The organism is Actinacidiphila sp. bgisy144, assembly GCF_057708105.1.
The window spans coordinates 54,023-79,920 of sequence record NZ_JBYIRM010000024.1 but is presented as its reverse complement, the minus strand read 5'-3'; the positions used below and the strand labels follow the sequence as shown (position 1 = coordinate 79,920).

At 74.2% G+C, this 25,898-nt stretch carries 20 protein-coding genes; 10 read left to right on the top strand and 10 right to left on the bottom strand.

Translation table 11 applies throughout. From position 1 onward, the window contains the following. Positions 1–7: 7 nt before the first annotated feature. Complete coding sequence (locus AC3EVP_RS25470) at positions 8–724, bottom strand: response regulator (protein WP_335972796.1); 717 nt, start codon at positions 722–724, stop codon at positions 8–10. 284 nt (positions 725–1,008) lie between these two features. After that, positions 1,009–2,013 carry an Acg family FMN-binding oxidoreductase gene (locus tag AC3EVP_RS25465; protein WP_435133441.1) on the bottom strand — a complete coding sequence of 335 codons (1,005 nt, stop codon included), beginning with the start codon at positions 2,011–2,013 and terminating at the stop codon, positions 1,009–1,011. Between the two features lie 321 nt (positions 2,014–2,334). Between AC3EVP_RS25465 and AC3EVP_RS25460 the strand changes: the two genes are divergently transcribed. Next, positions 2,335–3,990, top strand: a complete 1,656-nt coding sequence (locus AC3EVP_RS25460) for a GAF domain-containing sensor histidine kinase (RefSeq protein WP_435133550.1) — start codon at positions 2,335–2,337, stop codon at positions 3,988–3,990. Between the two features lie 12 nt (positions 3,991–4,002). Here AC3EVP_RS25460 and AC3EVP_RS25455 read toward each other — a convergent pair whose 3' ends face one another. From AC3EVP_RS25455 to AC3EVP_RS25445, 3 genes are all read right to left on the bottom strand, one after another. Continuing rightward, positions 4,003–5,040: a LacI family DNA-binding transcriptional regulator gene (locus AC3EVP_RS25455; RefSeq protein WP_335972806.1), complete on the bottom strand. Its 1,038-nt coding sequence runs from the start codon at positions 5,038–5,040 to the stop codon at positions 4,003–4,005. A 132-nt stretch (positions 5,041–5,172) separates the two neighbouring features. Further along, positions 5,173–8,241 carry a glycoside hydrolase family 2 TIM barrel-domain containing protein gene (locus tag AC3EVP_RS25450; RefSeq protein WP_435133437.1) on the bottom strand — a complete coding sequence of 1,023 codons (3,069 nt, stop codon included), beginning with the start codon at positions 8,239–8,241 and terminating at the stop codon, positions 5,173–5,175. A gap of 135 nt (positions 8,242–8,376) precedes the next feature. Continuing rightward, positions 8,377–9,402, bottom strand: a complete 1,026-nt coding sequence (locus AC3EVP_RS25445; RefSeq protein ID WP_435133434.1) for a LacI family DNA-binding transcriptional regulator — start codon at positions 9,400–9,402, stop codon at positions 8,377–8,379. Positions 9,403–9,614: 212 nt separating this feature from the next. On the opposite strand from AC3EVP_RS25445, the gene AC3EVP_RS25440 reads away from it, so the two are divergent. The 3 genes from AC3EVP_RS25440 to AC3EVP_RS25430 all read left to right on the top strand — a co-directional run bounded on the left by AC3EVP_RS25440 (position 9,615) and on the right by AC3EVP_RS25430 (position 13,864). After that, complete coding sequence (locus tag AC3EVP_RS25440) at positions 9,615–11,804, top strand: NHL repeat-containing protein (RefSeq protein WP_435133432.1); 2,190 nt, start codon at positions 9,615–9,617, stop codon at positions 11,802–11,804. A 165-nt stretch (positions 11,805–11,969) separates the two neighbouring features. Next, positions 11,970–12,785, top strand: coding sequence for an alpha/beta hydrolase (locus tag AC3EVP_RS25435; RefSeq protein ID WP_435133429.1), 816 nt, complete (start codon positions 11,970–11,972; stop codon positions 12,783–12,785). Further along, positions 12,782–13,864 (top strand): Gfo/Idh/MocA family protein, encoded by a 1,083-nt coding sequence (locus tag AC3EVP_RS25430; protein ID WP_435133426.1) that lies wholly within the window; start codon positions 12,782–12,784, stop codon positions 13,862–13,864. The genes AC3EVP_RS25435 and AC3EVP_RS25430 overlap by 4 nt, the downstream gene beginning before the upstream one ends. A 65-nt stretch (positions 13,865–13,929) precedes the next feature. Here AC3EVP_RS25430 and AC3EVP_RS25425 read toward each other — a convergent pair whose 3' ends face one another. Both AC3EVP_RS25425 and AC3EVP_RS25420 read right to left on the bottom strand, forming a co-directional pair. Then, the gene (locus tag AC3EVP_RS25425; RefSeq protein ID WP_435133424.1) at positions 13,930–14,355 is read right to left on the bottom strand and encodes a nuclear transport factor 2 family protein; all 426 of its coding nucleotides are present in this window, start codon (positions 14,353–14,355) and stop codon (positions 13,930–13,932) included. Further along, positions 14,352–15,350 carry an NADP-dependent oxidoreductase gene (locus tag AC3EVP_RS25420; protein WP_435133421.1) on the bottom strand — a complete coding sequence of 333 codons (999 nt, stop codon included), beginning with the start codon at positions 15,348–15,350 and terminating at the stop codon, positions 14,352–14,354. The genes AC3EVP_RS25425 and AC3EVP_RS25420 overlap by 4 nt, the downstream gene beginning before the upstream one ends. A gap of 122 nt (positions 15,351–15,472) precedes the next feature. On the opposite strand from AC3EVP_RS25420, the gene AC3EVP_RS25415 reads away from it, so the two are divergent. From AC3EVP_RS25415 to AC3EVP_RS25400, 4 genes are all read left to right on the top strand, one after another. Next, positions 15,473–16,348: a LysR family transcriptional regulator gene (locus AC3EVP_RS25415; protein WP_435133418.1), complete on the top strand. Its 876-nt coding sequence runs from the start codon at positions 15,473–15,475 to the stop codon at positions 16,346–16,348. A gap of 282 nt (positions 16,349–16,630) precedes the next feature. Further along, entirely contained in the window at positions 16,631–16,987 is a 357-nt protein-coding gene (locus tag AC3EVP_RS25410; protein ID WP_435133415.1) for a hypothetical protein, read from the top strand. Between the two features lie 115 nt (positions 16,988–17,102). Beyond that, a complete protein-coding gene (locus AC3EVP_RS25405) occupies positions 17,103–17,660 on the top strand; it encodes a TetR/AcrR family transcriptional regulator (RefSeq protein WP_435133412.1) in 558 nt (185 codons plus the stop codon). Between the two features lie 171 nt (positions 17,661–17,831). Continuing rightward, the gene (locus tag AC3EVP_RS25400) at positions 17,832–18,851 is read left to right on the top strand and encodes an NADPH:quinone reductase (protein ID WP_435133409.1); all 1,020 of its coding nucleotides are present in this window, start codon (positions 17,832–17,834) and stop codon (positions 18,849–18,851) included. 90 nt (positions 18,852–18,941) lie between these two features. On the opposite strand, the gene AC3EVP_RS25395 is transcribed toward AC3EVP_RS25400, so the two are convergent. Together AC3EVP_RS25395 and AC3EVP_RS25390 are read right to left on the bottom strand one after the other, a co-directional pair. Next, a complete protein-coding gene (locus tag AC3EVP_RS25395; protein WP_435133406.1) occupies positions 18,942–20,453 on the bottom strand; it encodes a sensor histidine kinase in 1,512 nt (503 codons plus the stop codon). After that, positions 20,440–21,120: a response regulator transcription factor gene (locus tag AC3EVP_RS25390; protein WP_335972832.1), complete on the bottom strand. Its 681-nt coding sequence runs from the start codon at positions 21,118–21,120 to the stop codon at positions 20,440–20,442. Before AC3EVP_RS25390 ends, AC3EVP_RS25395 begins: the two co-directional genes overlap by 14 nt. A 129-nt stretch (positions 21,121–21,249) precedes the next feature. On the opposite strand from AC3EVP_RS25390, the gene AC3EVP_RS25385 reads away from it, so the two are divergent. Beyond that, positions 21,250–22,860 (top strand): glycosyltransferase family 39 protein, encoded by a 1,611-nt coding sequence (locus tag AC3EVP_RS25385; RefSeq protein ID WP_435133403.1) that lies wholly within the window; start codon positions 21,250–21,252, stop codon positions 22,858–22,860. A gap of 117 nt (positions 22,861–22,977) precedes the next feature. Here AC3EVP_RS25385 and AC3EVP_RS25380 read toward each other — a convergent pair whose 3' ends face one another. Next, a complete protein-coding gene (locus tag AC3EVP_RS25380; RefSeq protein ID WP_435133400.1) occupies positions 22,978–24,552 on the bottom strand; it encodes an MFS transporter in 1,575 nt (524 codons plus the stop codon). 194 nt (positions 24,553–24,746) lie between these two features. On the opposite strand from AC3EVP_RS25380, the gene AC3EVP_RS25375 reads away from it, so the two are divergent. Next, positions 24,747–25,832, top strand: a complete 1,086-nt coding sequence (locus tag AC3EVP_RS25375; RefSeq protein WP_435133397.1) for a 4-oxalomesaconate tautomerase — start codon at positions 24,747–24,749, stop codon at positions 25,830–25,832. Positions 25,833–25,898: the final 66 nt, after the last annotated feature.

Here is a 25,898-nt window from a genome sequence, read left to right as displayed (position 1 = left end):
CGCGCGGTCAGCGGCGGCCGCGCCCACCGGGCGGGTCGTGCTCCGCGCGGTGGGCGGCGTCCTCGGTGGCGATGACGGCGGCCTGGACCCGCCGCTCCACCCCGAGCTTGCCCAGCAGGCGGGAGACGTTGTTCTTGACCGTCTTCTCCGACAGGTACAGCCGCCGGCCGATCTGCGCGTTGGTCAGGCCCTCGCCGATCAGGCCGAGGATCTCCCGCTCCCTGGGGGTCAGCCCGGACAGCGCCCGTGCCTGCGGGTCCGCGTCCTCCTCGCCGCCGCGCAGGCTGCTCATCAGGCGGGTGGTGGTGGCCGGGTCGAGCATCGACTGCCCGGACGCGACGGTGCGCACCGCCGAGACCAGGTCCGAGCCCTTGATCTGCTTCAGTACGTAGCCCGCGGCGCCGGCCATGATGGCGTCCAGCAGTGCTTCGTCGTCGTCGAACGAGGTGAGTATCAGGCACCCCAGGGCGGGCAGCCGCGAGCGCAGTTCGCGGCAGACGGTGACGCCGTCCCCGTCGGGCAGCCGCACGTCCAGCACCGCGACGTCGGGCCGCAGCGCGGGCCCCCGGGCGAGCGCCTGGCCGGCCGTGCCCGCCTCCCCGACCACCTCGATGCCGGGTTCGGCGTCCAACAGGTCGCGCACACCGCGCCGCACGACCTCGTGGTCGTCCAGCAGGAACACCCTGATCGGCCCCTGCGCTGCACCGCGCCGCGCCTCACTCATCCCACTGCGCCCTTCCGCCCGAACCGCCTCCTGTCCCGTGACAACGATCATGGGGCGGCGGCCGCCCGGATTTCTAGGGCCGAACGGTCTACCCGCGGGCCGGCTCCGGCAGCCCGCTGCCGTGCGGGCCGCGCAGGTCCAAGGCGACCTCGCCTTGCGTTCTCGGCGGCCGGCCTCTTCGGGCGCGGCCCGGCGGCGTCCGCGCTTCCATGGTCGTCCGCGCCCGGGCCCGGGCGCAGGGGCCGACCGGTCCCGGGCCGGGGTCGATGGCACCGCCCGTCCGGTCAGCTACCGGGCGGCCGCGGGGGCGCCAGGACGTCCCGCGCCGGGCGCCGGGACGTCGGCGGGGACTGCGGGCCGTAGCCCAGCCGCATCAGCATCTGCACATGGCCGATCCCGCCGTGCGGGTCGTTGAGCGCCCAGCGCAGCTCGCGCCACTCCAGCGCCTGGTGGAGCAGCGAGGCCCGCAGGTCGTGGGCGGTCGCGAGCAGCAGCACGTGCTCCAGGCCCTGCCCGGCGCGCAGCCAGTCCGCGGGCTCGTCCTGCCGCGTGGACAGCACGCCGACCACGGGGTGGGTCTCGAAGGGGCCCGGCGGGGGCCTGCGCACCGGCGGCGCCGCGGAGAAGTCCCGTACCGGCATCCGGCCCTGCTCGTCGCGCGGGCCAATCGCCGAGGACGGCACCCCGTCCGCCGCCCCGTCCCGCACCCAGGAGCGGGACTCCTCCCGGCGCCGCGGGTCCGCGGACTCGTACCAGTCGGCGCGGGCGGTCAGTTCCAGCAGCCGGGCGGCCTCCGCCGGGTCGGGCAGGACCAGCCGTACGCCCTCGTCGCCCGCGGTGGTCGCCAGTTCGCGCAGCAGGTCCTCGGGCACCGGCCGGTCGGAGAAGGGGAAGCGGTTGCTGTGGCGGCGCCACAGCGCCTCGTACAGCCGCGCGTTCGCACGGTTCGCCGCTGTGCGCCCGTCGCCGCGCCGCGGCCCGGCGAGCCGTACGGACGCCAGGTGGCCCGGGTCGGGCGCGTGCGGCAGCAGCCGCACCACCGGCTCCCAGCCGAAGTGCGCCACCGCGACGCGCAGGTTGAACAGGGCGGCGCCGACCGACAGGTGCAGGGCGCGCCCGTCGGGGTCGGCGTGCGGGACGCGCCGCTCGGGGGCGGCGTGCACCTCGACGGTGAGCGTGGCGGGGTCGAGGCGGTAGCACCAGGGCTGGGAGTTGTGGATCGACGGGGCGGCGACCGCGGCCGAGATCAGCCGGTCCAGTGTCGTGTCGTCCAGCGTCGGCGTGGCCATGGCATCCTCCGTGCGGCTGTGCCCTCCACGCTGCCGGAGCCGCGCCCGTCGCGGCAGGGCCGCCCGGAGCGGGCCGCTGGGCCGTTCGGCCCCGGGTGCGCCCGGTCGGGCGGAATCGCGGGCGGATCGCGGGCCGTGCCCGGCGTCGGTGCGCCGGGCGGCGCGCGGGCGCGGCTAGCGTGCGGTGGTCAGCGGCATGCGTCGGGCGGGATCGGGCGGACCGGATCGGGTGGTATCGGGCGGGTGGAGGATGCGGTGGGCGACAGCCTCGGCGACGACGGCCGCCGGCCCGGGCCGGAACTGGACCGCCTGCTGGACGAGATGCAGGCGCGCGCCGATGTCGAGCACGGCGCGCGGGCGCGCGTGCACGGCCTGCTGGAGGCGCTGCTGTCGGTGGGCAGCGAGCTGGATCTGTCGCATCTGCTGCGCCGGATCGTGGAGTCCGCGGTGGCGCTGGTCGACGCCCGGTACGGGGCGCTGGGCGTGGTCGAGGGCACGCGGCTGTCGGAGTTCCTGACGGTGGGGGTGCCGGCGGAGGTCGCGCGGCGGATCGGAGCGCTGCCCGCCGGGCACGGCATCCTCGGCGAGCTGATCCGGGACCCGCGGCCGCTGCGGCTGTCCGAGCTGTCGGAGCATCCGGCGTCCTACGGCCTGCCGCCCCACCACCCGCCGATGCACACCTTCCTCGGTGTGCCGATCCGGGTGCGCGGGGAGGTCTTCGGCAACCTCTACCTCACCGAGAAGCGCGGCGGCGCGGACTTCGACGCGGACGACGAGACGATGCTGCGGCTGCTCGCGGTGGCGGCGGGGATCGCGATCGACAACGCCCGGCTGTACGAGGCCGCCCGGCGGCGGCAGCGCTGGCTGGCGGCGAACGCGCAGATCGTGCGCGCGCTGCTGTCGGGCGCGCCGCAGTCGCAGGTGCTGGAGCGGATCGTCGGCGACGCCGGCCGCATCCTGGGCGCCGACCTCGGTGTGCTGGCGCTGCCGGTCGCCGGGGGCGCCGATCTGCGGGTGGCGATCGCGCTGGGCGTGGACGCCGAGGCGCACCGCGGCCTGGTGCTGCCGGTGGACGGCTCGTTCATGGGCGCGGCGCTGTCCACCGGGGAGCGGATCTCCACCGCCGACATCCGTAAGGACCCCCGGGCGACCGCGGCCGCGCGGCCGGCCAGGTGGCGCGGCCTGGGGCCGGTGGTGGCGGTGCCCATGGTCACCGACGACGGGGTGCGCGGTGTGCTGCTGCTGGCCCGTACCGAAGGGGCGGCGCCCTTCAGCGACGAGGAGACCGCGCCGCTGCTGGCCTTCGCCGGGCAGGCGGCGCTGGCGCTGGAGCTGGCCGCGCGCCGCAGGGACGCGGAGCAGATCGCCGTGCTGGAGGACCGCGACCGGATCGCCCGGGACCTGCACGACCGGGCGATCCAGCGGCTGTTCGCGACGGGCATGACGTTGCAGAGCACGCTGCGGTTCGTCGACCACCCGCAGGCCACCGAGCGGATCACGCGCGCGGTCGACGACCTCGACGAGACGATCAGGACCATCCGGACCACGATCTTCGGGCTGCGGGACCGGGCGGCCGAGCGGCACGGGCTGCGCGCGCGGGTCGCGGACGGGGTGGAGCGCGCGGCCGCCTCGCTGGGCTTCAACCCGTCGCTGGAGATGGCCGGTCCGATCGACACCGAGGTGCCGCCGGCGGTCGCGGAGGAGGCCGTCGCGGTGCTCGACGAGGCGCTGTCGAACGTGGCCCGGCACGCCGGCGCCCGCGGGGTCCATGTCACGCTGCGGGCCGCGGCCGGCACGCTGGAGCTGACCGTGCGCGACGACGGTGCGGGCATCGCGCCCGGGGCGCCGCGCGGCGGCCTGCGCAACCTCGCCGAGCGGGCCGGGGCCCTGGGCGGGACGTTCGAGGTCGGCCCGGCCGCGGGGGGCGGCACCCGGCTGGAGTGGCGGGTGCCGCTGGCCGGCCCGCAGGACGGCTGAGGGCGGAGCGCCTCAGGCGGGGGGCCTCGAGCCGCGCTCGACCAGGGTGGTGGGGACGACCACGGTGCGGGGGCGGGAGGTGTCGCCGGCGATGCGCTGGAAGAGCAGTTCGGCGCCGATCCGGCCGATGGCGCGGGCGTCGTAGGAGACCACGGTCAGCGGGTGCGCCATCAGCCCGGCGGTCTCGAAGTCGTCGAAGCCGACCACGGCGACGTCCTGGCCGAGCCGGTTCAGGGCGCCGAGCACGCCGAGGGTGAGGCGGTTGTTGAGGGCGAAGAGCGCGGTGGGGGGCTGCGGCCCGGCGAGCATCTCCGCGACGGCCGCCTCGGTGTCGGGCACGGTGTGCAGGCCGAAGCGGATCAGGTCCGGCCGGTAGGGCAGCCCGGCGCGCTCCAGGGCCGCCTCGGCGGCCGACAGCCGCTCGGACATCGGGTGGATGCTCAGCCAGTCCGACACCACGCCGATCCGCTCGTGCCCCCGGGCGGTGAGGTGCTCGATCGCGGACCGCGCGCCGGCCGCGTTGTCGATCAGGACGGTGTCCGCCCGCACATTGGTCGGCGGCCGGTCCAGGAACACCGCGGGGGTGCCCATCTCGATCTCGGAGCGCAGGTAGACGTGGTCGGCGGTGCTGCCGGCGGGCACCACCAGCAGCCCGTCCACGCGCCGTTCGCACATCTGGAGCAGCAGCCGGCGCTCCCGTTCGGCGTCCTCCTCCGAACTCGCGGTGATCAGCAGGGTGTCGTTCTCCAGGGCGCACTGCGCCGCGGCCGCGGCGATCAGCGCGTAGAACGGGTTGGCGAGGTCCTCGATGAGCAGCCCGACGGTGGCGGAGGTGCTGCGGGTGCGCAGGTCGCGGGCCATGCTGTTGCGCCGGAAGCCCAGTCGGGCCACCGCCGCCCGGACCCGGGCGGCCATCTCCGGGTCGACGGTGGACACGCCGTTGACCACCCGTGAGACGGTCTTGAGGCTGACGTCGGCCGCGCGGGCGACGTCGGCCATCGTCGGGCGCCGCGGGGCGGCGCCGCTCGGGCCCGGGCTCGGTGCAGTCACGTGGTGTCCCCCTCGGCGACGTGGCGCCGAGAGGTGGGCCAACGTTGTCTCGCCGGATCATCCTACATCCGGCGGGTTCGGGGGCGCCGCCCCGCGCCGCCCCGCGCCGTCACCCTGCACCGCCCCGCACCGTCACCCCGCGCCCTCACCCGCCTCGGGCCCGATCGCGGCGAAGGTGAGGGTGAACCGGGCCGGGAGGGCGGCCAGTTCGTGCCGGGGCTGGAGGGCGTGGCCGCAGGAGGCGCTGCCCAGGCCGTGGTGTTCGAGGTCCAGGTTGAGGTGGGTGCGGCCGTCGGGCCGCAGGTCGCAGGTGTGCGCGGCCTGCGACAGCGCCTCGGTGGACCAGGGCTTGGCGGTCAGGTCGAACCAGGGGGCGCCGGTGATCGCCAGGCCCGGTACGGCTCCCCCGCCGCCCGCGGTGCCACTCGCGTTCGCCGCCGGGTCCGCGGTCAGGCGGGCCCACCGCACATGCCGCCGGTTGCCGTTCTCCTGCGGGAAGACGTACGGCGTCTGGAGTGCGGCGACCGTGGCGGCGTAGCGGCCGACGCGGACGGCTTCCTCGCTGTCCCGGTACGCCTCGCCCGGGCCGAGCCCGAACCAGCTCACCCGGTCCAGCGTGCCCGGCAGCGTCAGCGCGACGCCCAGGCGCGGCAGCGGCACCGGCCAGGGCGCGGTCGGCGCGGTGTCCAGGGTGAGGACGAGGCCGCCGCCGGGGGCGGTGGACCAGTGGTAGTCGGCGAGCAGCGCCACGTCCAGGCCGGCCGGAACGAGCTTGGTGCGCACGGTGAGGGTGTCCTCGCCGGCGCGGATGTCCAGCACCTTGTGCCGCATCCGGTGCAGCCCGGCGCGCAGCCACTGCTCCAGCAGCGGCGAGCGGCGCTCGTTGTCGATGGGCGCCCGCCAGATGTCCACCCGCGGGCCGGTGAGCGCCAGGCCGCCCAGGCGCACCAGGGTGCCGGTGACGGTGTCGAACGCGGCGTCGCCGAGGGTGACGGTGCTGCCCGAGCGGCGCGGCACCGCGGTGCCCGAGGTCGCGGGCGGCGTGAACCGCGGGGCCGCCTGCGGGAGTCCGCCGCCGGGTCGGGCGGCGTCCGGCGCGCCCTCGACGGCGGGGGCGAACTGCGCCCAGGCGACGGTGTGGCCCGCGCCGGCCCACGGCTCGTCGGCGGCGAGTTGCGCGCCGACCGTCAGCCGGCGCTCGCCCGGTCCGGCCGCTTCCAGCGCCTTGAGCAGCGCCTCGGGCCAGTCGGCGCGGCCGGTCGCGCCGGGCGCGGTGGCCGCCACCGTCCAGTCGCCCTCCCCGGCCTGCTCGCCGTCGACCTCCAGCAGCCAGGTCCACCGCAGGTAGCCGGTGTCGCGGGTGTGGTGGAGGTTGCGCACCTCGATGCCGCCGCCGTCGGCGCGGGCGGTGATCCGGACCGGCTCGATGACCTTCGCGTACTCCAGCAGGCCGGGCGAGGGGGTGCGGTCGGGCAGCAGCAGGCCGTCGGCGACGAAGTTGCCGTCGTGCACCGGCTCGCCAAAGTCCCCGCCGTAGGCGTAGTACAGGGTGCCGTCGGCGGCGCGCTGCGCCACCCCGTGGTCGATCCACTCCCACACGAAGCCGCCGGCCAGCCGGGGGTGCCGCTCGAACAGCTCCTGGTACTGGCGCAGTCCGCCGGGGCCGTTGCCCATCGCGTGGGCGTACTCGCACAGCACGAACGGCATCGCGCGGCGGCGGGCGTCGTGGGCGGGGTCGCCGGTGCGCGGCTCCTGGCCGGCGCCGATCGCCGCGACCGCGGGGTAGTCGGCGTACATCGCGGAGTACAGGTCGGTGTAGGCGCAGTTGTCCCAGTCGCCCTCGTAGTGGATGAGCCGGTCCGGGTCGCGGTCGCGTATCCACTCGGCCATGGCCCGCAGGTTCTCGCCGACGCCCGACTCGTTGCCCAGCGACCAGATGACGACGCTGGGGTGGTTCTTGTCCCGCTCCACCATCCGCTCGGCCCGGTCCAGCAGCGCGGGGCGCCAGGCCGGGTCGTCGCTGGGGTTGCGGCGCCAGCCGTTCTCGGCGAAGCCGTGGGTCTCCAGGTCGCACTCGTCGACGACCCACAGGCCGTACTCGTCGCACAGGTCGAGGAAGGCCGACTCGGGCGGGTAGTGGCTGGTGCGGACGGCGTTGATGTTGTGCCGCTTCATCAGCAGCACGTCGGCGAGCATGGTCTCGCGGGTCAGGGTGCGGCCGGTGACCGGGTCCCACTCGTGCCGGTTGACGCCGCTGAGCAGCAGCGGGGTGCCGTTGGCGGTGAGCACGCCGTCCTCGACGGCGATCCGGCGGAAGCCGATGCGCAACGGCACCCGCTCGGTGGCGGTGGCGAGTTCGGCGGCGTACAGCCGCGGCCGCTCCGCGCTCCAGGGCTCGATGCCGGCCGCGGTGTGCGGCCCGGCGGGGTCGGCGTCGGCGATGCCGAGTTCGGGCACGCTGAGCCGGGCGTCGCCGCGGACGTCGACGCGCAGGGTGCCGGTGCCGGTTCGGTGGTCGTAGTCGGCGTGCACGAAGAAGTCGTCGATGCCGCCGGCCGGTCGGGACAGCAGCCGCACCGAGCGGAAGACGCCCGACAGCCACCACATGTCCTGGTCCTCCAGGTAGGTCGCGGCGGACCACTGGTGGACGCGCAGCGCCAGGACGTTGCGGCCGGGGCGCAGCACCTCGGTGACGTCGAACTCGGTGGGCAGCCGGCTGCCCTTGCCGTCGCCGAGCAGGTGGCCGTTGAGCCAGACCGCGAAGCAGGAGTCGACGCCCTCGAAGCGCAGGACGGCCGTGCCGGTGCCGAAGCCGTCCTCGACGTCGAAGGTGCGCAGGTACTCGCCGGTGGGGTTCTCGTCGGGCACCAGCGGCGGGTCGACGGGGATCGGGAAGGTGACGTTGGTGTAGGCGGGGGCGCCGAAGCGGCCGGGGCCGGGGATTCCGTCCATCTGCCAGCAGGAGGGCACCGCGATGCCGGTCCAGCCGCTGCCGGCGTCGGGTTCGAAGGAGGGCTGTTCGAAGCCGGGGGTGAGGTCGTGCAGTCCCGCGGCGAGCCGGAAGCTCCACCGGCCGTCGAGGGAGTACTCGGGCGCGTCGGAGGCGAACGACGCGCGGGGCCGCAGCCGACCGGTGCCGGGCGAGACGTCCTCGACGTAGCCGCCTTCCGGGCGGTGGCTCGGGTGTGGGGCGTTCTCCATCGGTACGACGGTCCTTTCCGGGTGGTGCGGTGCGCGCGGGGTGCGCTTCGGTACGGGGCCGGTCCGGCGGTTTCGGCGGCGGGTCCGGCAGGTGGCGGCGTGGGGGGCAGGCGGCGGCGTGTGCGGCGGGCTGCTTCAGCCGGCGGTGGGCGGGGCGGTGGACGCGCGGACCTTGAGCGTGCTGGGCATGACGATCTCCCGCTCGGCGGGGGGCCGTCCGTCGATCAGGTCGAGCAGGATCTGCGCGGCGCGGCGGCCGACGTCCACGCTGTGCAGGCTGACGCTGGTCAGCGCGGGGTCGACGAGGTCGGCGGCCTCGGTGTCGTCGAAGCCGGCCAGGGACACCTCGCCGGGCAGGTCCCGGCCCAGTTCGCGCAGCCGGCGCCCGGCGCCCAGCGCCATGCCGTCGTTGAAGGCGAAGATCGCGGTGGGCGGGTCGGCCCGGGCGAGCAGCCGCCCGGCCGCCGCGTGGCCGGAGGCGGCGGTGAAGTCGCCCTGTTCCAGCAGGTCGGCGGGGATCTCGCGGCGGGCGTCGGCGAAGGCCCGCCGCACCCCGCGCATCCGCGCGGCCATCGCGAGCCGGCTCTCGGGCGGCCCGTCGACCACCGCGATCCGGCGGTGCCCGAGGGCCAGCAGGTGCTGGGCCACCGCGTAGGCGCCGCCTTCGTCGTCGGGGTGGACGCAGGTGAAGTCCTCGGCGGTGTAGCCGATCACCACCGTCGGATAGTCGGCGGTGCGCAGCGCGGCGAGCGAGTCTCCGCCGGCGCCCGCCTCCACCAGCAGCCCGTCGACCTGGCGGCGCTGCACGAAGCGGCGGTAGGCCGAGGACGGGTCGTCGGGCACCTCGCGGGTGGACAGCAGCAGGCCGTAGCCGCGGGTGGTCAGTTCCTGGTCGGCGCCCTGGACCAGGCGGATCAGGTGGTCGTTGGAGAAGGCGAAGCCGGGGTTGTGCGGCAGGACGACGCCGACCACCTCGGTGCGGCCGCTCGCCAGGGCGCGCGCGCCCGCGCTGGGCCGGTAGCCGAGCACGCGCATCGCGTGCAGCACCCGGTCGAGCACCGGCTCGGTGACCGTGGGGTCGCCGTTGATCACCCGGGAGACCGTCTGGTGGGAGACGCCCGCCTCCGCCGCGACGGTCCGCAGGGTCGGCCGGTCGGACACGCAGGACCTCGATTCTCAGTGACCGTTCACATGACAATGTGACGCATCCTAATCGCACGACCGCGACAACGGAAGAGGTCAGATGCATTGACGCCGGGTGCGGGGACCCCTAGCTTGGCGTCGCGTCAAGTGACCGGTCACTCGATGGACGTCCGGCCGGCCTCCCCACGGGGCCGGCCCCACGACGAACCCCACGACGAAGGACCCCTTCCATGAGCGAGCAGGAACCCGCACAGACACCGTCCGCGCCTCGCACCCGCTCCGTCAGCCGCCGCCGACTGCTCACCTACGGCCGGAACGCCGCGATCGTCGCGGGCGCCGCCCTGGCGGTCCCGGCCACCGCCGCCTCGGCCGGCGCCGCCGCACCGGCCACCACCGCCAAGGGCAGCCTCGCCAAGGCGCGGTCCGCCGCCTCCCTGGACACCACGCTCACCAACGTCGTCACCTCCTGGACCGGCAACACCTTCTCCGGCGCGACCGAGTGGGTGCAGGACTTCGTCTTCAACATCGCGGTCACCGCCGACGGCGCCGTCTACACCGTCAGCTTCTGGGACGAGGCCGGCGACTACGCGGGCATCTACAAGGACGGCCACCTCATCGGCAACTGCCACGGCGCGAACGGCGACGCGGTGGCCGTCAACAGCACCTACGCCTACCTCAGCGTGGGCAACGGGCTGACCCGGTACACCCTGGACGGCACCGCCACCTCGCTGACGTACGCGGTGGGCAGCCCGCCGGCCGCGGCCGCCGCGACCGACACCCAGGTGGTGGCCACCGACCGCGCCAACAACCGGGTGCTGGTCTTCGACGCGGCCACCGGCGCCGTCCAGCACACCTGGACGGTCAACCAGCCCGGCTCGGTGGCGATCGCGCCCAGCGGGGAGATCTGGGTCGTCTCGAACATCACCCGCGACACCAACGACGGGCACTTCTGGCACGTCGACACCGCGAACCCGGCGAAGATCCTGCACTTCTCCAACTCCGGCGCCGCGCTGGCCGGCACGATCTCCGGGCCGTCCGCGCAGTGGATACCCACCTCGGTGGCCGTCGACGCCAACGGCGACCTGCTGGTCGGCGACAACGGCCCGCTGCGCCAGGTGCACACCTACACCGGCCTGTCCGGCACCCCGGCGCTGGCCCGCAGCCTCGGCCAGGCCGGCGGCATCGGCGCGGGCACGCCCGGCCGGGTCGCGGCGGACAAGTTCTTCGGCATCGTCGGCGTCGGCGGCGACTCGGCGGGCAACGTCTACGTGGCGATGTTCGAGTTCGGCACCTGGCTGCGGAAGTTCTCGCCGGCCGGCGCGGTGGTCTGGCAGCTCCAGGGCAGCGCCTTCGTGGACGCCGCCGACTTCGACCCGGCCTCCGACGGCGTGGAGATCTACACCAAGCAGTGCCACTACAGCATGGCGTACACCAAGGCGCCCGGCAGCGACGCGACCTGGCGCAGCTACACCCTGGACTCCGTCACCTACCCGCAGGACGCCCGGCTGTTCCTCACCGGCCACAGCCACGCGGCCGCCTCGCCGTTCCTCAAGCGGCTGGGCGGCCGGCTGTACATGTACGTCACCGGCATGTACTGCGCCCACCTGCTGATCTACCGGATGGACGGCGAGATCGCGAAGCCGTCCGGCGCGATCTTCAAGGCCCGCTGGAACGGCGACGACCCGACCTGGCCGCCCAACCAGCCCGCGACCGGCCAGTGGATCTGGCGCGACCTCAGCGGCAACGGCAACTTCGAGGCGGGCGAGTACGTCCAGCCCGGCGACGGCAGCAGCTCCCCCAGCAACTGCTGGGTGTGGTACGTCGACGACAACGGCGACATCTGGGAGGGCGGCGACCGCAACCTGCGCCGCTACCCGCTCCAGGGCTTCGACAGTCAGCAGAACCCGATCTACACCTACGAGTCGATGGAGACCATCGCGCTGCCCGCGCCCTTCAGCGTGGTCCGGCGGCTGCACTACGACGTGGCCGCCGACGTGATGTACATGGTCGGCTACACCCCGGACCAGCCGTTCGACAACGCGCACTGGAAGGAGTGCGGCAAGGTCCTGGTCCGCTACGACAAGTGGAGCACCGGCAACACCACGCCGACCTGGACGCTGCTGCTGCCCTGGGACACCGCCTCGACGATCGTGGTGACCATGGTGAGCCTGGCGTTCGCGGGCGACTACATCTTCGCGGCGGGCATCGAGACCCGCGGCCAGGTGTGGGTGTGGAAGGCCGCCGACGCCAGCCCGGTGGGCACCTGGACGGCCGGCTCGGTCATCGGCACGATCGACCGCTCCGGCTGGGTGGACGTGCCGTACGGCATCTCCGCGACCAAGCGCGCCGACGGCGACTACCTGGTGCAGGTGGAGGACGACCTGTTCAACAAGGTGCTGCTGTACCGCTGGACGCCCTGACGCGGGGCAACTCCCGGCTCCGGTGCGCTGCCTGGGGGGCGCGCCGGGGCCGGGCCGGGGCCGGGCCGGCGGATCGGTCCGCCGCAGGACGGCGTGGAGGGCACGCCGGGTCGCCGAGTCGGCGAGTCGGCGAGTCGGCGAGTCGGCGAAGGAGACGAGGGGTTCGTGACGGACATACAGCGGATGCGGGTGGCCGCGCCCGACGGGATCGAGCTGGACACCGCGGTGCACCGGCCCGCGCCGGGCGGCGGGGGCCGGCCGCAGGGCACGGTGGTGCTGGCGCACGGCATCGGCGCCGACCTCGACGAGGGCGGCGGCTTCACCCGGCTCGCCGCGCGCCTGGCCGCAGCGGGCCTGACCGCCGTGCGGTTCAGCTTCCGCGGGCACGGCGCCAGCGGCGGCACCCCGCGAGGGGTCACGATCGCCGGGGAGATGCTGGACCTCGAAGCCGTCACGGCCTATGCGGAACGGGAGTTCCCCGGGCCGTCGGCGGTGGTGGCCGCGAGTTTCGGCGCCGTCGCCACCGGGCTGTCGATGCCCTGGCTCGGCCCGCGGCTGGCCCGGCTGGTGCTGTGGAACCCGGTCCTGGACCTGCGGCGGACCTTCCTGGCCCCCGAACTGCCCTGGGGCCTGGCGAACTTCGGGCCGCAGCGGTTCGAGGAGCTGGCCGCGACCGGCGAGTTGGCGCTCGGCGGCCGCTTCCCGCTGGGCCGCGTGCTGTTCGCGGAGATGGCCCGCAGCCACCCGCTTCAGGGGTACGCCGCCGCGTCCCCGCCCGCGCTGGTGGTCCACGGCGACCGGGACCGCTACGTCTCCCACGCCATCGCCCGGCAGGCCGCGGCGGCCCTGCCCGCATGGGAGTTCCACAGCATGCCCGGCGCCGACCACGGGTTCCACACCCCCGGCACCGAGCGGGAGGCGGTCGAGGTGACCACGCGGTGGCTGGCCGCGGGGCTCGCGGCGGACGGCGGCCGGGCATGAGCGCGCCGCGGCCGTACCGCACGGCGGTCATCGGGGCGGGCAGCATCGCCGGGGACGCCCATGTGCCCGCGATCCGGGCCCTGCCGGGGCAGTTGGAGCTGGTGGCCGTCGCGGACGCCGACGCCGCCCGGGCCGAGCGCTTCGCGGCCGAGCACGCGATCCCCCGCGGCTACGGCGACCCGCGGGAGCTGCTCGCCGCCGAACGCCCCGACCTGGTGGTGATCTGCACGCCGTCGTTCACGCACACCGACCTGACGGTGGCCGCGCTGGAGGCGGGCGCCTGGGTGTACTGCGAGAAGCCGCTGTGCGGCTCGCTCGCCGACCACGACCGCATCCTGGCCGCCGAGCGCGCCACCGGCCGCTACTGCGCGCCGGTCTTCCAGTGGCGGGCCGGCTCGGGCGCCGCCCACCTGCGCGGGCTGCTGCGCGACGGCGTGCTCGGGCCGCCGCTGCTGGCGCTGTGCCAGACCACCTGGTACCGCGGCCCGGACTACTACGCCGCGCCCTGGCGCGGCCGGCGCGCGACCGAACTGGGCGGCGCCACCGTCACGCAGGGCATCCACGCCATGGACCTGCTGCTGTGGCTGATGCCGGACTGGCGCGAGGTCCGCGCGCGGATCGCCACCGTGGACCGGGACATCGAGACCGAGGACGTCTCGCTCGCCCAGGTGTCCTTCGACGGCGGCGCGCTCGCCTCGGTCGTCAACAGCGTCGTCTCCGCCCGCCAGGAGTCCTACCTGCGGCTGGACTGCCGCCGGGCCAGCGTGGAGCTGCGGCACCTGTACGCCTACCGCAACGGGCACTGGACGTTCACCGCCGCCCCCGACGACCCGCCGGCGCCCGGCTGGGACGCCATCGGCGCCGACGTGCCCGCCCACCAGGCGCCCCAACTCGCGGACCTGGTGGCCCGGATGCGGCGCGGCGAGCCGCCGGAGCACACCACCGCCGACGCGCGCCGCACCACCGAGTTCGTCACCGCCCTGTACAAATCGGCGGCGACCGGGCAGCCGGTGGCCCGCGGGTCGATCACCCCCGACGACCCCTTCCACCGCTCCTGGTGGCCGCCCGTGGCCAGGTGAGCGGCTCCGGCACCCCGCTCGTTCGGTCACGCGTCGGACCACCCGCCTCGTGAACGCCCGAGCCGCTACGGAGCAGCCCGCGGCCCGTCCGCCAAGGCGTTGTCGAGCGTCAGGGCGAGTTCGGCGATCTGCCACCCGCCGTCGGACCGGCGCAGCCCGAAGGTGTAGACCCCGGTCGCGATCGTCCGGATGCTCTCGCCGGTGTTTCGCGTCTGCAGCAGATAGGCCCGCACCTCGGCGGTGGCGGCGCCCGCCGTCGTGACCACGACGTCGCCGAGATGGTGTCGCACCCTTCCGGCCTGGGCCGCGTGCCCGTCCCGGACGAAGTCGAGGACCGCGGCGCGTCCGGCGACCGGGCCGAGCACCCGCGGTCCGGGCATCGTGAAGGTCCAGGTGGTGTCCTCGGTCAGGACCGCTTCCAGCTCGGGAACGTTCAGCTCGTCCAGGGCGTGGGCGTACCGCGCCACCACCTGCTGGAGTTCGGCGGTCACGAGGCCACCGTCAGCACGATCTTGCCCTGGATGTGGCCCTGCGCGGCTCGCGTGTGCGCGCTGCCCGCTTCGGACAGCGGGTAGGTGCTGTCCACCCCGACCTGGAGTCCGCCCTCGTCGAACAGGCGCCCGATCTCGGCGAGCTGGGGGCCGTTGGAACGTACCTGGATGTTCGAGACCGTGACGTCCAGGCGTGCCGTCTCCTCCGGGTCGTACTGGGCGAAGAACACCGGGAGCATGGTGCCGCCGCGCTTGAGTACGGCCAGGAAGCGGGAGCTGTCCGGGCCGCCGACGGTGTCGATGACCACGTCCGCGCCGCGGACGACGTCGGCGGCCTGCGTGGTGGTGTAGTCGATGAACTCGTCGGCGCCGAGCTTGCGCAGGAACTGCTCGTGGCGGCCGGAGGCCACCGCGATGACGTGTGCCCCCTTCCATTTCGCCAGCTGCACCGCGAAGTGGCCCACCCCGCCGGCGGCCCCGTTGACCAGCACGGTCATCCCCGGCGTGAGCGGCACCGGCCGGTGCACCTGCCCGGTGAAGGGGGACGGCACGTCGTGGCCGAGGTCGATCAGGTACTGCCAGGCCGTGAGCACGGCCATCGGCGCCCCGGCGGCCCGCACGTGGTCGATGCCGGCCGGCTTGGGCGCCAGGTCCGACGCGGGTGCCGCCACGTACTCGGCGTACGTCCGGCCGTCGAACCCGGGGAACCGCAGCATGCCGAAGACCTCGTCACCGACGGCGAACCCGCGGACGTCCGGAGCGACCGCCTCGACGACGCCCGACATGTCCGTTCCAGGGGTCAGGGGGAACTCCAGCGCCGGCCTCATCTCGGCCGGCATGATCTTCATCCCCTCACGCAGGTACCAGTCCGGCGGGTTGACGCCCGCCGCGTGCACCCGGACGAGCACCTCGCCCGGGCCGATCCCGGGAACCGGCACCTCGTCGTACCGCAGAACTTCCGGGCCGCCCGCCTCGTGGAACTGGATCGCCTTCATCGCGCCTGTCGCTTTCTCGGGGAAACGTTGCTCCGTCAGTCAATCCCCGGGGCGGCACGGCCGTCCAAGACCGGTTCGGCAACCTGATCATTCCGAAACGGCATGACGCGTACCCTGAGAGGGTGAACGATCTCGGACAGGACCTGGACCTGCGGCTCGTGCGCTACTTCACCGTGGTGGCAGCGCACCAGCACTTCGGCCGGGCCGCCACCGAGCTGCACGTGGCCCAACCGGCGCTGAGCCGCCAGATCCAGCGGCTCGAGCGGCATCTCGGCACACGGCTGCTGGACCGCGTGCCCCAAGGCGCCCGGCTCACTGCGGCCGGACAGAGGTTCCTCCCCCGCGCCCACGTCCTGCTGGCGGCCGCCCGTCAGGCCGAGTCGGCCGTGCGCGAAGGAGCCGAAGCCGAACGGATCGTCATCGGCTACGTCGAGGACCTGGTGATCACCCCCGTCGTGGAGGAACTGCGCCGGCGCCGCCCGGACGCCGAGATCGCCACCCGGTACCTGAGCTGCCGCGACGTCGGATCATTGGCCGACCGGCGCGTGGACGCCCTGATCGCGCGGGCCCCGCTGCCGCTCGCCGCCGACGAGGTGTCCACCACGCCGCTGTACGACGAGCCCCGGATGCTCGTGGTCCCACGCGGCCACCCCCTGGCCGACCGCACGTCGGTGACCGCGGAGGACCTCGCCGGCCTGGAGGAGGCGCCCTGCCGGCTGGCGACGGCCGACTGGACTTCCTACCGCGTCCTCGGGACCGGCCTGCCGCCGATCGAGAGCTACGAAGACAAGCTCGAACTGGTCGCCGGCGGCAGGGCCGTCGCCGTGCTGCCGGTCGGTGACCGGCGCAGCACTCTGCGCCCCGACCTCGTCACCGTCCCGATCGAGGACGCACCACGCAGTCAGGTCGTGCTGGTCCACCGCAACGGCGACCCGAATCCGCTGATCACGCATCTGCGGCGGGTGGCCCGGGCTTTGGCGACCGCCCCGGCGGCGTGACCGGGCCGGCCGTGAAGGCGCGCCGGGCCGCGGGGACCCGTTGACGAGCGCCCGCAGGTGGTCCCGCTCGGCCGTGGTCAGGCCCCACCGGCTTCCTCGGAGCGGGCGGGCTCAAGATCCACGACGGCGCCCTGGGGGCGAGCAACCGGTTCCCGCCGCGGGCGCCGAAGGGTGCGCGCAAACCCTCAGCGTTTCACTTGGTGAGACGCGCGTCTTGTTCTGCGAGAAGGACGACTAGGGTCGGACGCGGTCCCGAACCTGCGACACGAGCGGAAGTGCGCCATGCCCAAGACGGTCGTTCACGTGTTCCACGACGACGATGACTCGCTGGCCACCGGGACGCGGGTGGCGCAGCGCATCCAGGAGGTCGCGCCGGAGCGGGGAGTCTTTGTCGAGGTCTTCTGCTTCGGGCCGGCCCAGCGCCGCCTCAGCGGTGCGGGCGACTCGGAGGCGGTCGCGACCTTCAACCGGCAGATCGACGAGCTGATCGCCGGCGGCGTCCGGGTGGGCGCCTGCGTCAACGCCGCCCGGGCGGACGGCACCGAGGACCAGCTCGCCGCCCGCGGGCTCGAACTTCGCGTGGCCCGCGATGAGTTCGTCCGCTTCACCCTCGAACAGGCCACCGTCATCACCTTCTGACGCACCTCGGACCCCGCGCCCACCCCTATGGACGCACTCCCCCACATACAGAATCGGTGTTCTGCTAGTGTTTCCACAAGCAGAACATCGATTCTTTTTGCGAGGAGGTGGGGGTGTGCCTCGGCTCACCGACGCGCGCAAGGAACTCCGGCGCACCCAGATCACGGACGCCGCCGTCCGCTGCTTCAGCCGCTACGGCCTGGAGCGGACCTCGATCGCCGACATCACCGCCGAGTCCGGCCTGTCGACCGGCTCGATCTACACGCACTACCGCAACAAGGCCGACCTGGTCCGCGCCGCCGCCCGCCAGATGCTCCACCAACGCGCCGACACCATCGGCGACTTCGCCGCGGCCGACGTCCCGCCCGACCCGGACGAACTGCTCTCCCGGCTGACCGCCGCGATCGACCCCGTCCACGCCCGGGTCGGCGTGCAGACCTGGAGCGAGGCGACCACCGACCCGGAGGTCCACGCCATCGTCGTCGACGCGACCGAGCGGATGCGCGCGATGCTGCACGACTGCGTCACGGCCTGGCTCGTCAAGGTCGAGCACCGCGAACCGGCCCCGGCCCGGGAGCAGGCCGCCCCGATCGCCCACCGGATCATGGCGCTCTACCAGGCCGAACTGCTCTACACCGCCCTGCGGACACCGGCTGAGGAGACCGCGTCGTGACCGCCCCGACCGCCCCGACCGCTCCGTCAGGAGCCCGCACCCACGACGTCCCCATCGGCTGACCGGTACCGCCGCGGCCGGGGCTCGACCACGCCCCCGCCCCGCCGGGAGCCATGACGAAGCATCAGGCCATGCCGGGCCGCCCACTCCACCAGGCACCAAGGACGGATCATGAAAGCCATCATCTACCGCGACACCGGCACACCCGACGTTCTCCGGTTCGTCGACCGCGACCTCCCCGAGCCCGGCCCGGGCGAGGTCCGGGTCCGGGTCGCCGTATCCGGTGTCAACCCGACCGACTGGCAGGCACGCTCCGGTGCCGGCCACCCCAAACACTTCCCCGAGGTCACCCCGCACCTCGACGGCGCCGGCACGATCGACGCCGTCGGTGAGGGCGTCGCCCGCAGCCGGGTCGGTCAGCGGGTCTGGCTGTTCATGGCCGCCGCCGGGCGGCCCACCGGCACCGCCGCCGAGTTCACCGTCGTGCCCGCGGAACAGGCCGTACCCCTGCCCGACGAGGCCGGCTTCGACATCGGCGCCTCGCTCGGCGTCCCCGCGCTGACCGCACACCGCGCGCTCACCGTCACCGAGGACGGGCCGCGCCGGCTCGGGCCCGGCACCCTCGACGGGAAGGTGGTGCTGGCCGCGGGCGGGGCCGGAGCGGTGGGACACGCGGTGATCCAGCTCGCCCGATGGTCCGGCGCCACCGTGATCAGCACGGTCAGCAGCCCGGAGAAAGCCCGGCTCGCCACCGCCGCCGGAGCCCACCACGTGGTCAACTACCGCGAGGGCGACCCGGCCGCCGCCATCCGCAAGAGCGCCCCGGACGGCGTCGACGTCGTCGCCGAGGTGGCACTCGGCAGCAATCTCGCCCTGGACCTCGCCGTCCTCCGCACGCGCGGCACGATCTCGACCTACGCCAACGACGGCGGCAGACCGGTCGAACTGGACGTACTGCGGAACATGGTGCTCAACGCACGCCTCCAGTTCCTGGTCCTCTACACGGCCGGTCCGGAAGCACGCGCCGCGGCCGCCCAGGACGTCGCCGCCGCGGTGGGCGACGGAGCGCTACCGGTCGGCGCGGAGCACGGCCTGCCGCTGCTCCGCTTCCCCCTGGCGCGCACTGCCGACGCGCACCGGGCGGTCGAGAGCGGCTCGGTCGGCAAAGTCCTGGTGGACATCGGCTCCTGACGCTCCGTCCCGGCCTGGTGGGAACGGGCGGCGAACGCCCCGGCAGCGAGCCGCATCACGGGAGGCGACGCCGTGCTTCCCCGCGAGCTCCTAGCCGGGGTCCCCCGCCGTGCCGGAACGGTTCAGCGCGAGGCGCAGCCGGAAGCAGGCTCCGGGTGTTCGCGGGGCGAGGGTGAGGGTGCCGCCGTGGCGGTGGGCCAGGTCGCGGGCGATGGCGAGGCCCAGGCCGCTGCCGCCGTGGGCGCGGGAGCGTGCGTCATCGAGCCGGACGAACCGTTCGAAGATGCGCTCGGCGTCCTCGACCGGCACGCCCGGCCCGTCATCGACCACGGTGAGGACGGCCCATGTGCCCTCCGTCCGGACCGTGATCTCGATGCGGCGGGCGGCATGGCGGACCGCGTTGTCGATGAGGTTGCGCAGCAGGCGTTCGAGTTCGCCGGGGTTCCCGTCCACGGGTGCTGGGCCGGTGCTGTCGCAGGTGAGGATCAGTGTGCTGCCGGTGAGGGAGTACTGCTCGGCCAGTTTGGCGGCGAGGGCCGACAGGTCGACGGCCTGCAAGGCGGTTTCCGGGGCCTGGGCGTCGGAGCGGGCGAGGAGCAGCAGGTCCTCGGCGAGGGCCTGGAGGCGGCGGGTCTGCCGTGCGGCGGTGGTGACCGCGGTGGGCCAGTCGGTGCGTTCTGGGTAGGCCAGGGCCACTTCCAGGCTTGCCAGCAGGGAGGTGAGGGGGCTGCGCAGTTCGTGGGCGGCGTCGGCGACGAAGCGGCGCTGCCGCGCCGCCGCGGTGTCGAGACGCTGAAGGGTGGTGTTGATGGTGGTGGCCAGGGCGGTGATCTCGTGTCCGGTGGCGGGGACGGTGACGCGTTCGCGGGGGTCGTCGGCGGTCACCGAGGCGGTCAGGGCGCGGATGGCCTCGACCGGCCGCAGGGCGAGACGGACGGTGAAGTAGGCGGCGGCGGCGATCAGTACGAGGCCGACCAGCCCGGCGCGCAGGAGCAGGCCGCCGGTGGTCGCGGTGATCGCCTCGGCCGTCTCCGGAAGCACCACCACGTAGGTCCGCAGCGTGGCATCGGGGGCGATTCCCAACGCGGCGGCCTTGTCACGGCTCAGGCCGCCGGCCCAGGTGTCGACGTACAGCACCGGGTAGGTCCGGCCTGCCAGGTCGAGTGAGCCCGTGGGGGCGTGGCCGCCGCGCGCCGGTATCCGCAGGGGGCGAACGGTGTAGAACCAGCCGTCGTCGCTGTCCGGCGGGGGGGTTGGGGCAAAGAGGGCGGACGGGGCGGGCAGCACGTGGCGGGCGCCGGAGTCGACGGCGTCCAGGCCCCCGCCTGAGGCGACGGCGCCGCGCCGACCGGTGGCGACGATCTCGTACGGGACCGCGCTTGTGCGGTCGGGGACCACCCCTTCGTTCACTTGGCCGACCAGGGCGAAAAGGTTTTCGCGGGCCTGTACTTCGGCGATCCGCGCGCTCTGGCGGTATATCTCGTGGTGCATCCACCCGCCGATGCCGGCCAGCACGGCCGCGGCGGTCAGCGCTGCGGCCAGGGCGGCACGGGCCCGTACCGAACGCGGGAGCCATCGGCGCGGCCTCTTACTCGCGTTCACGATCGTCCACCAGTCGGTAGCCGATCCCCCGCACGGTCTGGAGGGACTTCCGGTCGAAAGCGGCGTCCACCTTCTTGCGCAGGACGCTGACGCGCGCCTCCACCAGGTTGGGGTCCTGCGCTTCGTCAGGCCATGCGTGGTGCAGGAGATCCGCTTTCGGGACCGCCTGACCCGCCCGGCGGGCCAGCAGTTCCAGCACGGCGAACTCCCGGGGCGTGAGCTCGACCCTGACCCCGGCCCGGCGGCACACCCGCCCGGCGGTGTCCAGCGAGAGGTCGCCCACGGACAGCACGGGCGGGACGGCCGCGGTGGCTCGTCTGGTGAGGGCCCTCAGCCGCGCGACGAGCACCATGTAGGAGAAGGGTTTGGCCAGGTAGTCGTCGGCTCCCGTGTCGAGGGCCTCCGCCTGGTCCCACTCCCCGTCCTTGGCCGTGAGTACCAGGACGGGCACGGTGTTGCCCTCCCGGCGCAGTTGGGCGCAGACCTTGTAGCCGTTGAGGCCGGGCAGCATCAAGTCCAATACGACGACGGCGTATTCGCCGGTCCGGGCCATCCACAGACCGTGCCGGCCGTCGTGGGCGAGGTCGACGCTGTAGCCCTCGGCCAGCAGGCCGATGCGCAGCGTCTGGGCAAGGTCCACTTCGTCTTCGACCACCAGGATGCGCATGCGCAACAGCCTCGCACAGCGGGGTTCGGCATTCCTGATCGGCTGATCAGGTTGGATCAGCAGCCGGTCAAGGAGGTACGGGCACGCTGGCGGCGCCCCTTCCGCCACCGCTGAAAGGTCCCGCCGCCGATGTCCGTGTTCGAGCGTGCCCCCGCCCCCGCCGACGCCGCTGCCGCTGCCGCCGGAAAGGGCCCCGCTCCCGCGCCTGCCCGTGAGGAACCACCGGGCCCGCCCCCAGCGGTGGTCGTCCTCGCGCCGGCGGCGCTGACCGTCGTTCTGGGGCTGTGGGGCATCCGCAGGCAGAACACCATGTGGGGGGACGAGTCCGTCACGTGCCAGCTCGCCCATCGCGACCTCGCGCAGATCTGGCGCACCGCCCGGCATGTCGATCTGGTGCATTCCCTCTACTACACCGTGATGCACGAGCTCTTCCGCCTCTTCGGCGGAGGGCTGCTGACGCTGCGGCTGCCGTCCGTATTGGCCATGGCCGCGGCGGCGGGCTGGGTCGGACTGCTCGGAAGGCGCCTGACCGGGCCGCGCACCGGGCTGCTGGCCGGGCTGGTGTTCCCCCTCCTTCCCCAGGTGCAGAAGTACGCGCAGGAAGGCCGCTCCTACGCGATGGTCTGCGCGCTGATCGCATGGGCCACGTACCTGCTCGCGGCCGGCGCCTTGCCGCGGGCCCGCCGGCGGTGGGCGGTCTACGGCTGCGTGATGCTGCTGGCCTGCCTGCTCCACGAGTTCGCCGTCCTGGCACTCGTCGCACACGGCGCGACCCTGCTCGTCTCCCGGGTTCCGCGACCGGTGCTCAAAGGGTGGGGGCTGGCCGCCGTGTGCGTGTCCGTCGGGCTGCTGCCGCTGGCGGTCTGCAGCGTCGGCCAGTCGGAGCAGGTCTCCTGGATCAGCGGCCCGGTGCGGCCCGGCTACTTCCTGGTCGCGGCAGCCGTGGGTGGGGCCTGTGCGACGGTGCCCCTGGGAGGCCGGGGGCGGGTACGGCTGTCCGCGCTGGCCGTGCCGGTCCTCGTGCTCCCGGGACTTGTGCTGCTGGCCGTCTCACCGGCCGTGCCGCTCTTCGTCGACCGGTACGTGGTCTACGGCAACATCGGACTCGCCCTGCTCCTGGGAGCGCGGATCGACCGCTTCCTGCGACGGCGGGCCTCCTCCCGCAGCACGGGGACCGTCGTGGTCTCCGCGCTGGCCGCGACGGCCCTTCTGGCCGCGCTCGTCCCGGCGAGCATCGAGTTGCGGACGCCCCGAAGCCGGAGCGACAACGTCACGGCCATCGGCGCCGCCGTACGTGCGGCAGGCCGCCCGGGGGACGGGTTGGTCTACCTTCCCGGCTCCGCCCGGGTCCTGACGGCAGCCGACCCGGAGGACACCCGTTTCCTGACCGACCTGGCGCTGGCGCGGGACGCCGTTTCGTCGGACACGCTCGCAGGCGTCGAACTTCCCGCCCGGACCGTCGCGGCACGCATGCGGGCCTTCGACCGCATAGTCGCCGTCCGCGCAGGGTCACCCGCATCGGCCGACCAGCGGGACGAAGCGAAAACAGCCACGCTCCGGCGCTGCTTCGACCCGCACGCGACCACCGAGGCCGGCGGGGCGCACATCACCGTCTACGTCAGAAAACACCACGGCTGTCTTCGTGGGCCGGTACGCCGCGACCAGCAGAGCCCGGTCCTCCCGTCGCGGGCTCCCTGGCCGGCCCGGCCGGCGCCGGCGGCCGGGCGGACGCCTGGCTGAGCCGGCCGCCGGACCCGCCTGCCCCGTCAGGCCGTTCGCCCGGCCGCGGTGTTCTTCGCACGGCGGCCGGGCGCTGGTACGGCGGGGTCCAAGCGGCGGGGCCGAAGCGGCGGGCCGTCAGATCGCCGCGGGGCTGGCCGGCTCTGCCACTGCCGCGGCCTCGGGCTGCTCCGCGGAGCGCAGCAGCAGCACCGTCACCAGGCAGCAGGCGAGCGCGGCGGCCGCGCACACCTCGAACCCGAGCGCGTAGGCGTGCCCGAGGGCCTTGAAGGCGAGGCCGGACGCGGACGGGTCGGCGTGCAGCACCGCCACCGGGCCGTCGGCGGACAGGATGCCGTGCGCCTTCGCCTTGTCGGCGGCGCCCAGCGTGGAGGCGGTGAGCGAACCGCTGAAGTGGTGCACGGCGTTGGCGGTGGCGATCGCGCCGATCACCGCGGGGCCGAGGGTGAAGCCGAAGTCGCGCAGCATGCTGGTGGTGGCGCTGGCCATGCCGGCCAGGTCGTGCGGGACCGTCTCGACCGCGGTCGCGGTGACCGCGGAGACCGCGAAGCTGAACCCGACGCCGACCAGCCCCATCGGCACGATCAGCGAGGGCAGCGCGCTGTCGGAGATCGGCAGCCGTCCGGCGAGGAAGTCGCCGACGGCCATCAGCAGGAAGCCCAGGCCGAGCACCCAGCGCGCCTCCAGGGCGCGCATGAGCTGGTGGGTGAGCGGCAGCAGGAAGATCGTCAGCCCGCTCAGCAGCAGGAACGCCACCGCGGTGCGCATCGAGCTCTGGCCCTGGATCGGGCCCATCCGCAGGCTGATCGCGTAGGCGGTGCCGAGGAAGGCGAACATGCCGACCACGGTGACGGCCGAGGCCAGCGCGAAGTTGCGGGAGCGGAACAGGTCCAGGCGCAGCAGCGGGTTGGCCACCCGCAGTTCGACCGCGAGGAAGGCGGCCAGGCACACGCCGGACAGCACGAACGCGCCGACCACGGTGGCGCTGCCCCAGCCGTCGGAGGCGCCCTGGATGACGCCGAAGAGCAGGGCGCACAGGCCGAGTCCGACGGTGGTCTGGCCGAGCGGGTCGAGCGAGCGGCCGGCGGGCGAGCGGGAGTCCTGCGCGAAGAAGTGGGTGAGCAGCGCGTCGCCGAGGGCGAGTACGACGACGACGGTGAAGGCCCAGCGCCACTGGAAGTAGGTGGCGGTGATGCCGCCGAGCAGCGGGGCGAGGAAGTTGCCGGTGGACAGCACCGCGGCCCACAGCGCGATCATCCGGGCGCGCCGGGCGGCGGTGCGCTCGCCGGCGACGAGCATGGCGAGGGTGGTGGGGAAGAGCGCCGCGCAACCGATGCCCGCGATGATCTGGCCGGTCCACATCACGCCGATCTGGTGGGCGGCGGCCGACACCGCCTCGCCGACCGCGAGCAGCAGCGCGCCGCCCAGCAGCAGCCGTTTGCGGCCGAAGAGGTCGCCGAGCACCCCGCAGGTCAGTTCGAGGACGGTGATCGGCAGCAGGGAGCAGTCGGATATCCAGGTGAGCTGGGAGCCGCTGGGTTCGAAGACCTCCTGGAAGGTGCCGTTGAGGGTGGCGGGCATGGCCAGGCCGATCTGCGCCAGGCACACGGCGAAGAGCACCGCGACGACCGTTCCCGTTCGCAGTGCGCCCCCGCCGTCCGCGGAGGGGTGTTGCCCTGTCGCTGTTGTCATCGTGGTCCTTCGCTCGCTTCGCAAGGGGGGCCGGGCGCTCACCCCGTGGGGGCGCCGGACCGGCGGGTTGGCCGCGTCAACGGACCGTAAACTGGCGCTGATTTTGGCGCAAGAGTTGTGACTAAGATTGTTGACGATCCTTCGGGGCGCCCCTAGAGTCACGCCGGAAGCTCCTTCGCGAAAGCGAGACGACCATGCAGCCCACCCCCGGCGCCGGACTGCCGTGCATGCTGATGCGCGGCGGCACCTCCAAGGGCGCCTACTTCCTCGCCGACGACCTGCCGGCCGACCCCGGCGAGCGGGACGCGCTGCTGCTGCGGGTGATGGGCAGCCCCGACCCCCGGCAGATCGACGGCGTCGGCGGCGCCCACCCGCTCACCAGCAAGGTCGCGGTGGTCGGCGCCTCGCCCGACCCCGGCGCGGACGTGGACTACCTCTTCCTCCAGGTCGGCGTGGGCGCGGCCACCGTCTCCGCCGCGCAGAACTGCGGCAACATCCTCGCCGGGGTCGGGCCGTTCGCGGTCGAACGCGGCCTGGTCGCCGCGGGCGCGGACCGTACGCGGGTGCGGGTGCGCATGCTCAACTCCGGCAGCCTGGCCACCGCCGACTTCGCCACCCCCGGCGGCGCGGTCCGCTACGACGGCGGGACCGCGATCAGCGGCGTGCCCGGCACCGCCGCCGCGATCCTGCTGGACTTCGCCGGCACCGAGGGCGCCACCTGCGGCGCCCTGCTGCCGACCGGCAACGTCCGCGACCTGGTCGACGGCGTCGAGGCCACCTGCCTGGACAACGGCATGCCCGTGGTGGTCGCCGACGCCCGCGACCTGGGCGCCACCGGCTACGAGACGACCGCGGAACTGGCCGCCGACGCCCGGCTGGCCGCGCGGGTGCAGGCACTGCGGATCGCGGCGGGCCGGCTGATGGGGCTCGGCGACGTACGCGACGCGCCCGTGCCCAAGACCACCCTGATCGCGCCACCGCGGCACGGCGGCGCGATCAGCACCCGCACCTTCATCCCGGTCCGCCCGCACGAGTCGATCGGGGTGCTCGGCGCCGTCACGGTGGCGACCGCGCTGCTGCTGCCGGGCGCCGTCGGCCACGACCTGGCCGAACTGCCCTCCCCCGGCGAGCCGCTCGGCATCGAGCACCCGAGCGGGCGGCTGGAGGTCCAGGTGGAGCTGGCGGGCGGGCAGCTGCCGCCCCGGGTGCGCCGCTCCCGCCTGGTGCGCACCGCGCGCAAGCTCTTCGACGGCCGCGTCTTCCCCCGCCCGGCCGGATGACGACCGGACCCCGGGGGCCGGTTACGATGTGGAGAACAATATTGTCGCCAATGCAGCGATGGGGGT

Bases quoted from the DNA above. Each gene is read 5' to 3' on its own strand.
- AC3EVP_RS25450 (WP_435133437.1), bottom strand. From the start codon at position 8,241: ATGGAGAACGCCCCACACCCGAGCCACCGCCCGGAAGGCGGCTACGTC.
- AC3EVP_RS25460 (WP_435133550.1), top strand. From the start codon at position 2,335: ATGCAGGCGCGCGCCGATGTCGAGCACGGCGCGCGGGCGCGCGTGCAC.
- AC3EVP_RS25385 (WP_435133403.1), top strand. From the start codon at position 21,250: ATGTCCGTGTTCGAGCGTGCCCCCGCCCCCGCCGACGCCGCTGCCGCT.
- AC3EVP_RS25430 (WP_435133426.1), top strand. From the start codon at position 12,782: ATGAGCGCGCCGCGGCCGTACCGCACGGCGGTCATCGGGGCGGGCAGC.
- AC3EVP_RS25390 (WP_335972832.1), bottom strand. From the start codon at position 21,120: ATGCGCATCCTGGTGGTCGAAGACGAAGTGGACCTTGCCCAGACGCTG.
- AC3EVP_RS25410 (WP_435133415.1), top strand. From the start codon at position 16,631: ATGCCCAAGACGGTCGTTCACGTGTTCCACGACGACGATGACTCGCTG.
- AC3EVP_RS25380 (WP_435133400.1), bottom strand. From the start codon at position 24,552: ATGACAACAGCGACAGGGCAACACCCCTCCGCGGACGGCGGGGGCGCA.
- AC3EVP_RS25470 (WP_335972796.1), bottom strand. From the start codon at position 724: ATGAGTGAGGCGCGGCGCGGTGCAGCGCAGGGGCCGATCAGGGTGTTC.
- AC3EVP_RS25440 (WP_435133432.1), top strand. From the start codon at position 9,615: ATGAGCGAGCAGGAACCCGCACAGACACCGTCCGCGCCTCGCACCCGC.
- AC3EVP_RS25400 (WP_435133409.1), top strand. From the start codon at position 17,832: ATGAAAGCCATCATCTACCGCGACACCGGCACACCCGACGTTCTCCGG.
- AC3EVP_RS25375 (WP_435133397.1), top strand. From the start codon at position 24,747: ATGCAGCCCACCCCCGGCGCCGGACTGCCGTGCATGCTGATGCGCGGC.
- AC3EVP_RS25420 (WP_435133421.1), bottom strand. From the start codon at position 15,350: ATGAAGGCGATCCAGTTCCACGAGGCGGGCGGCCCGGAAGTTCTGCGG.
- AC3EVP_RS25465 (WP_435133441.1), bottom strand. From the start codon at position 2,013: ATGGCCACGCCGACGCTGGACGACACGACACTGGACCGGCTGATCTCG.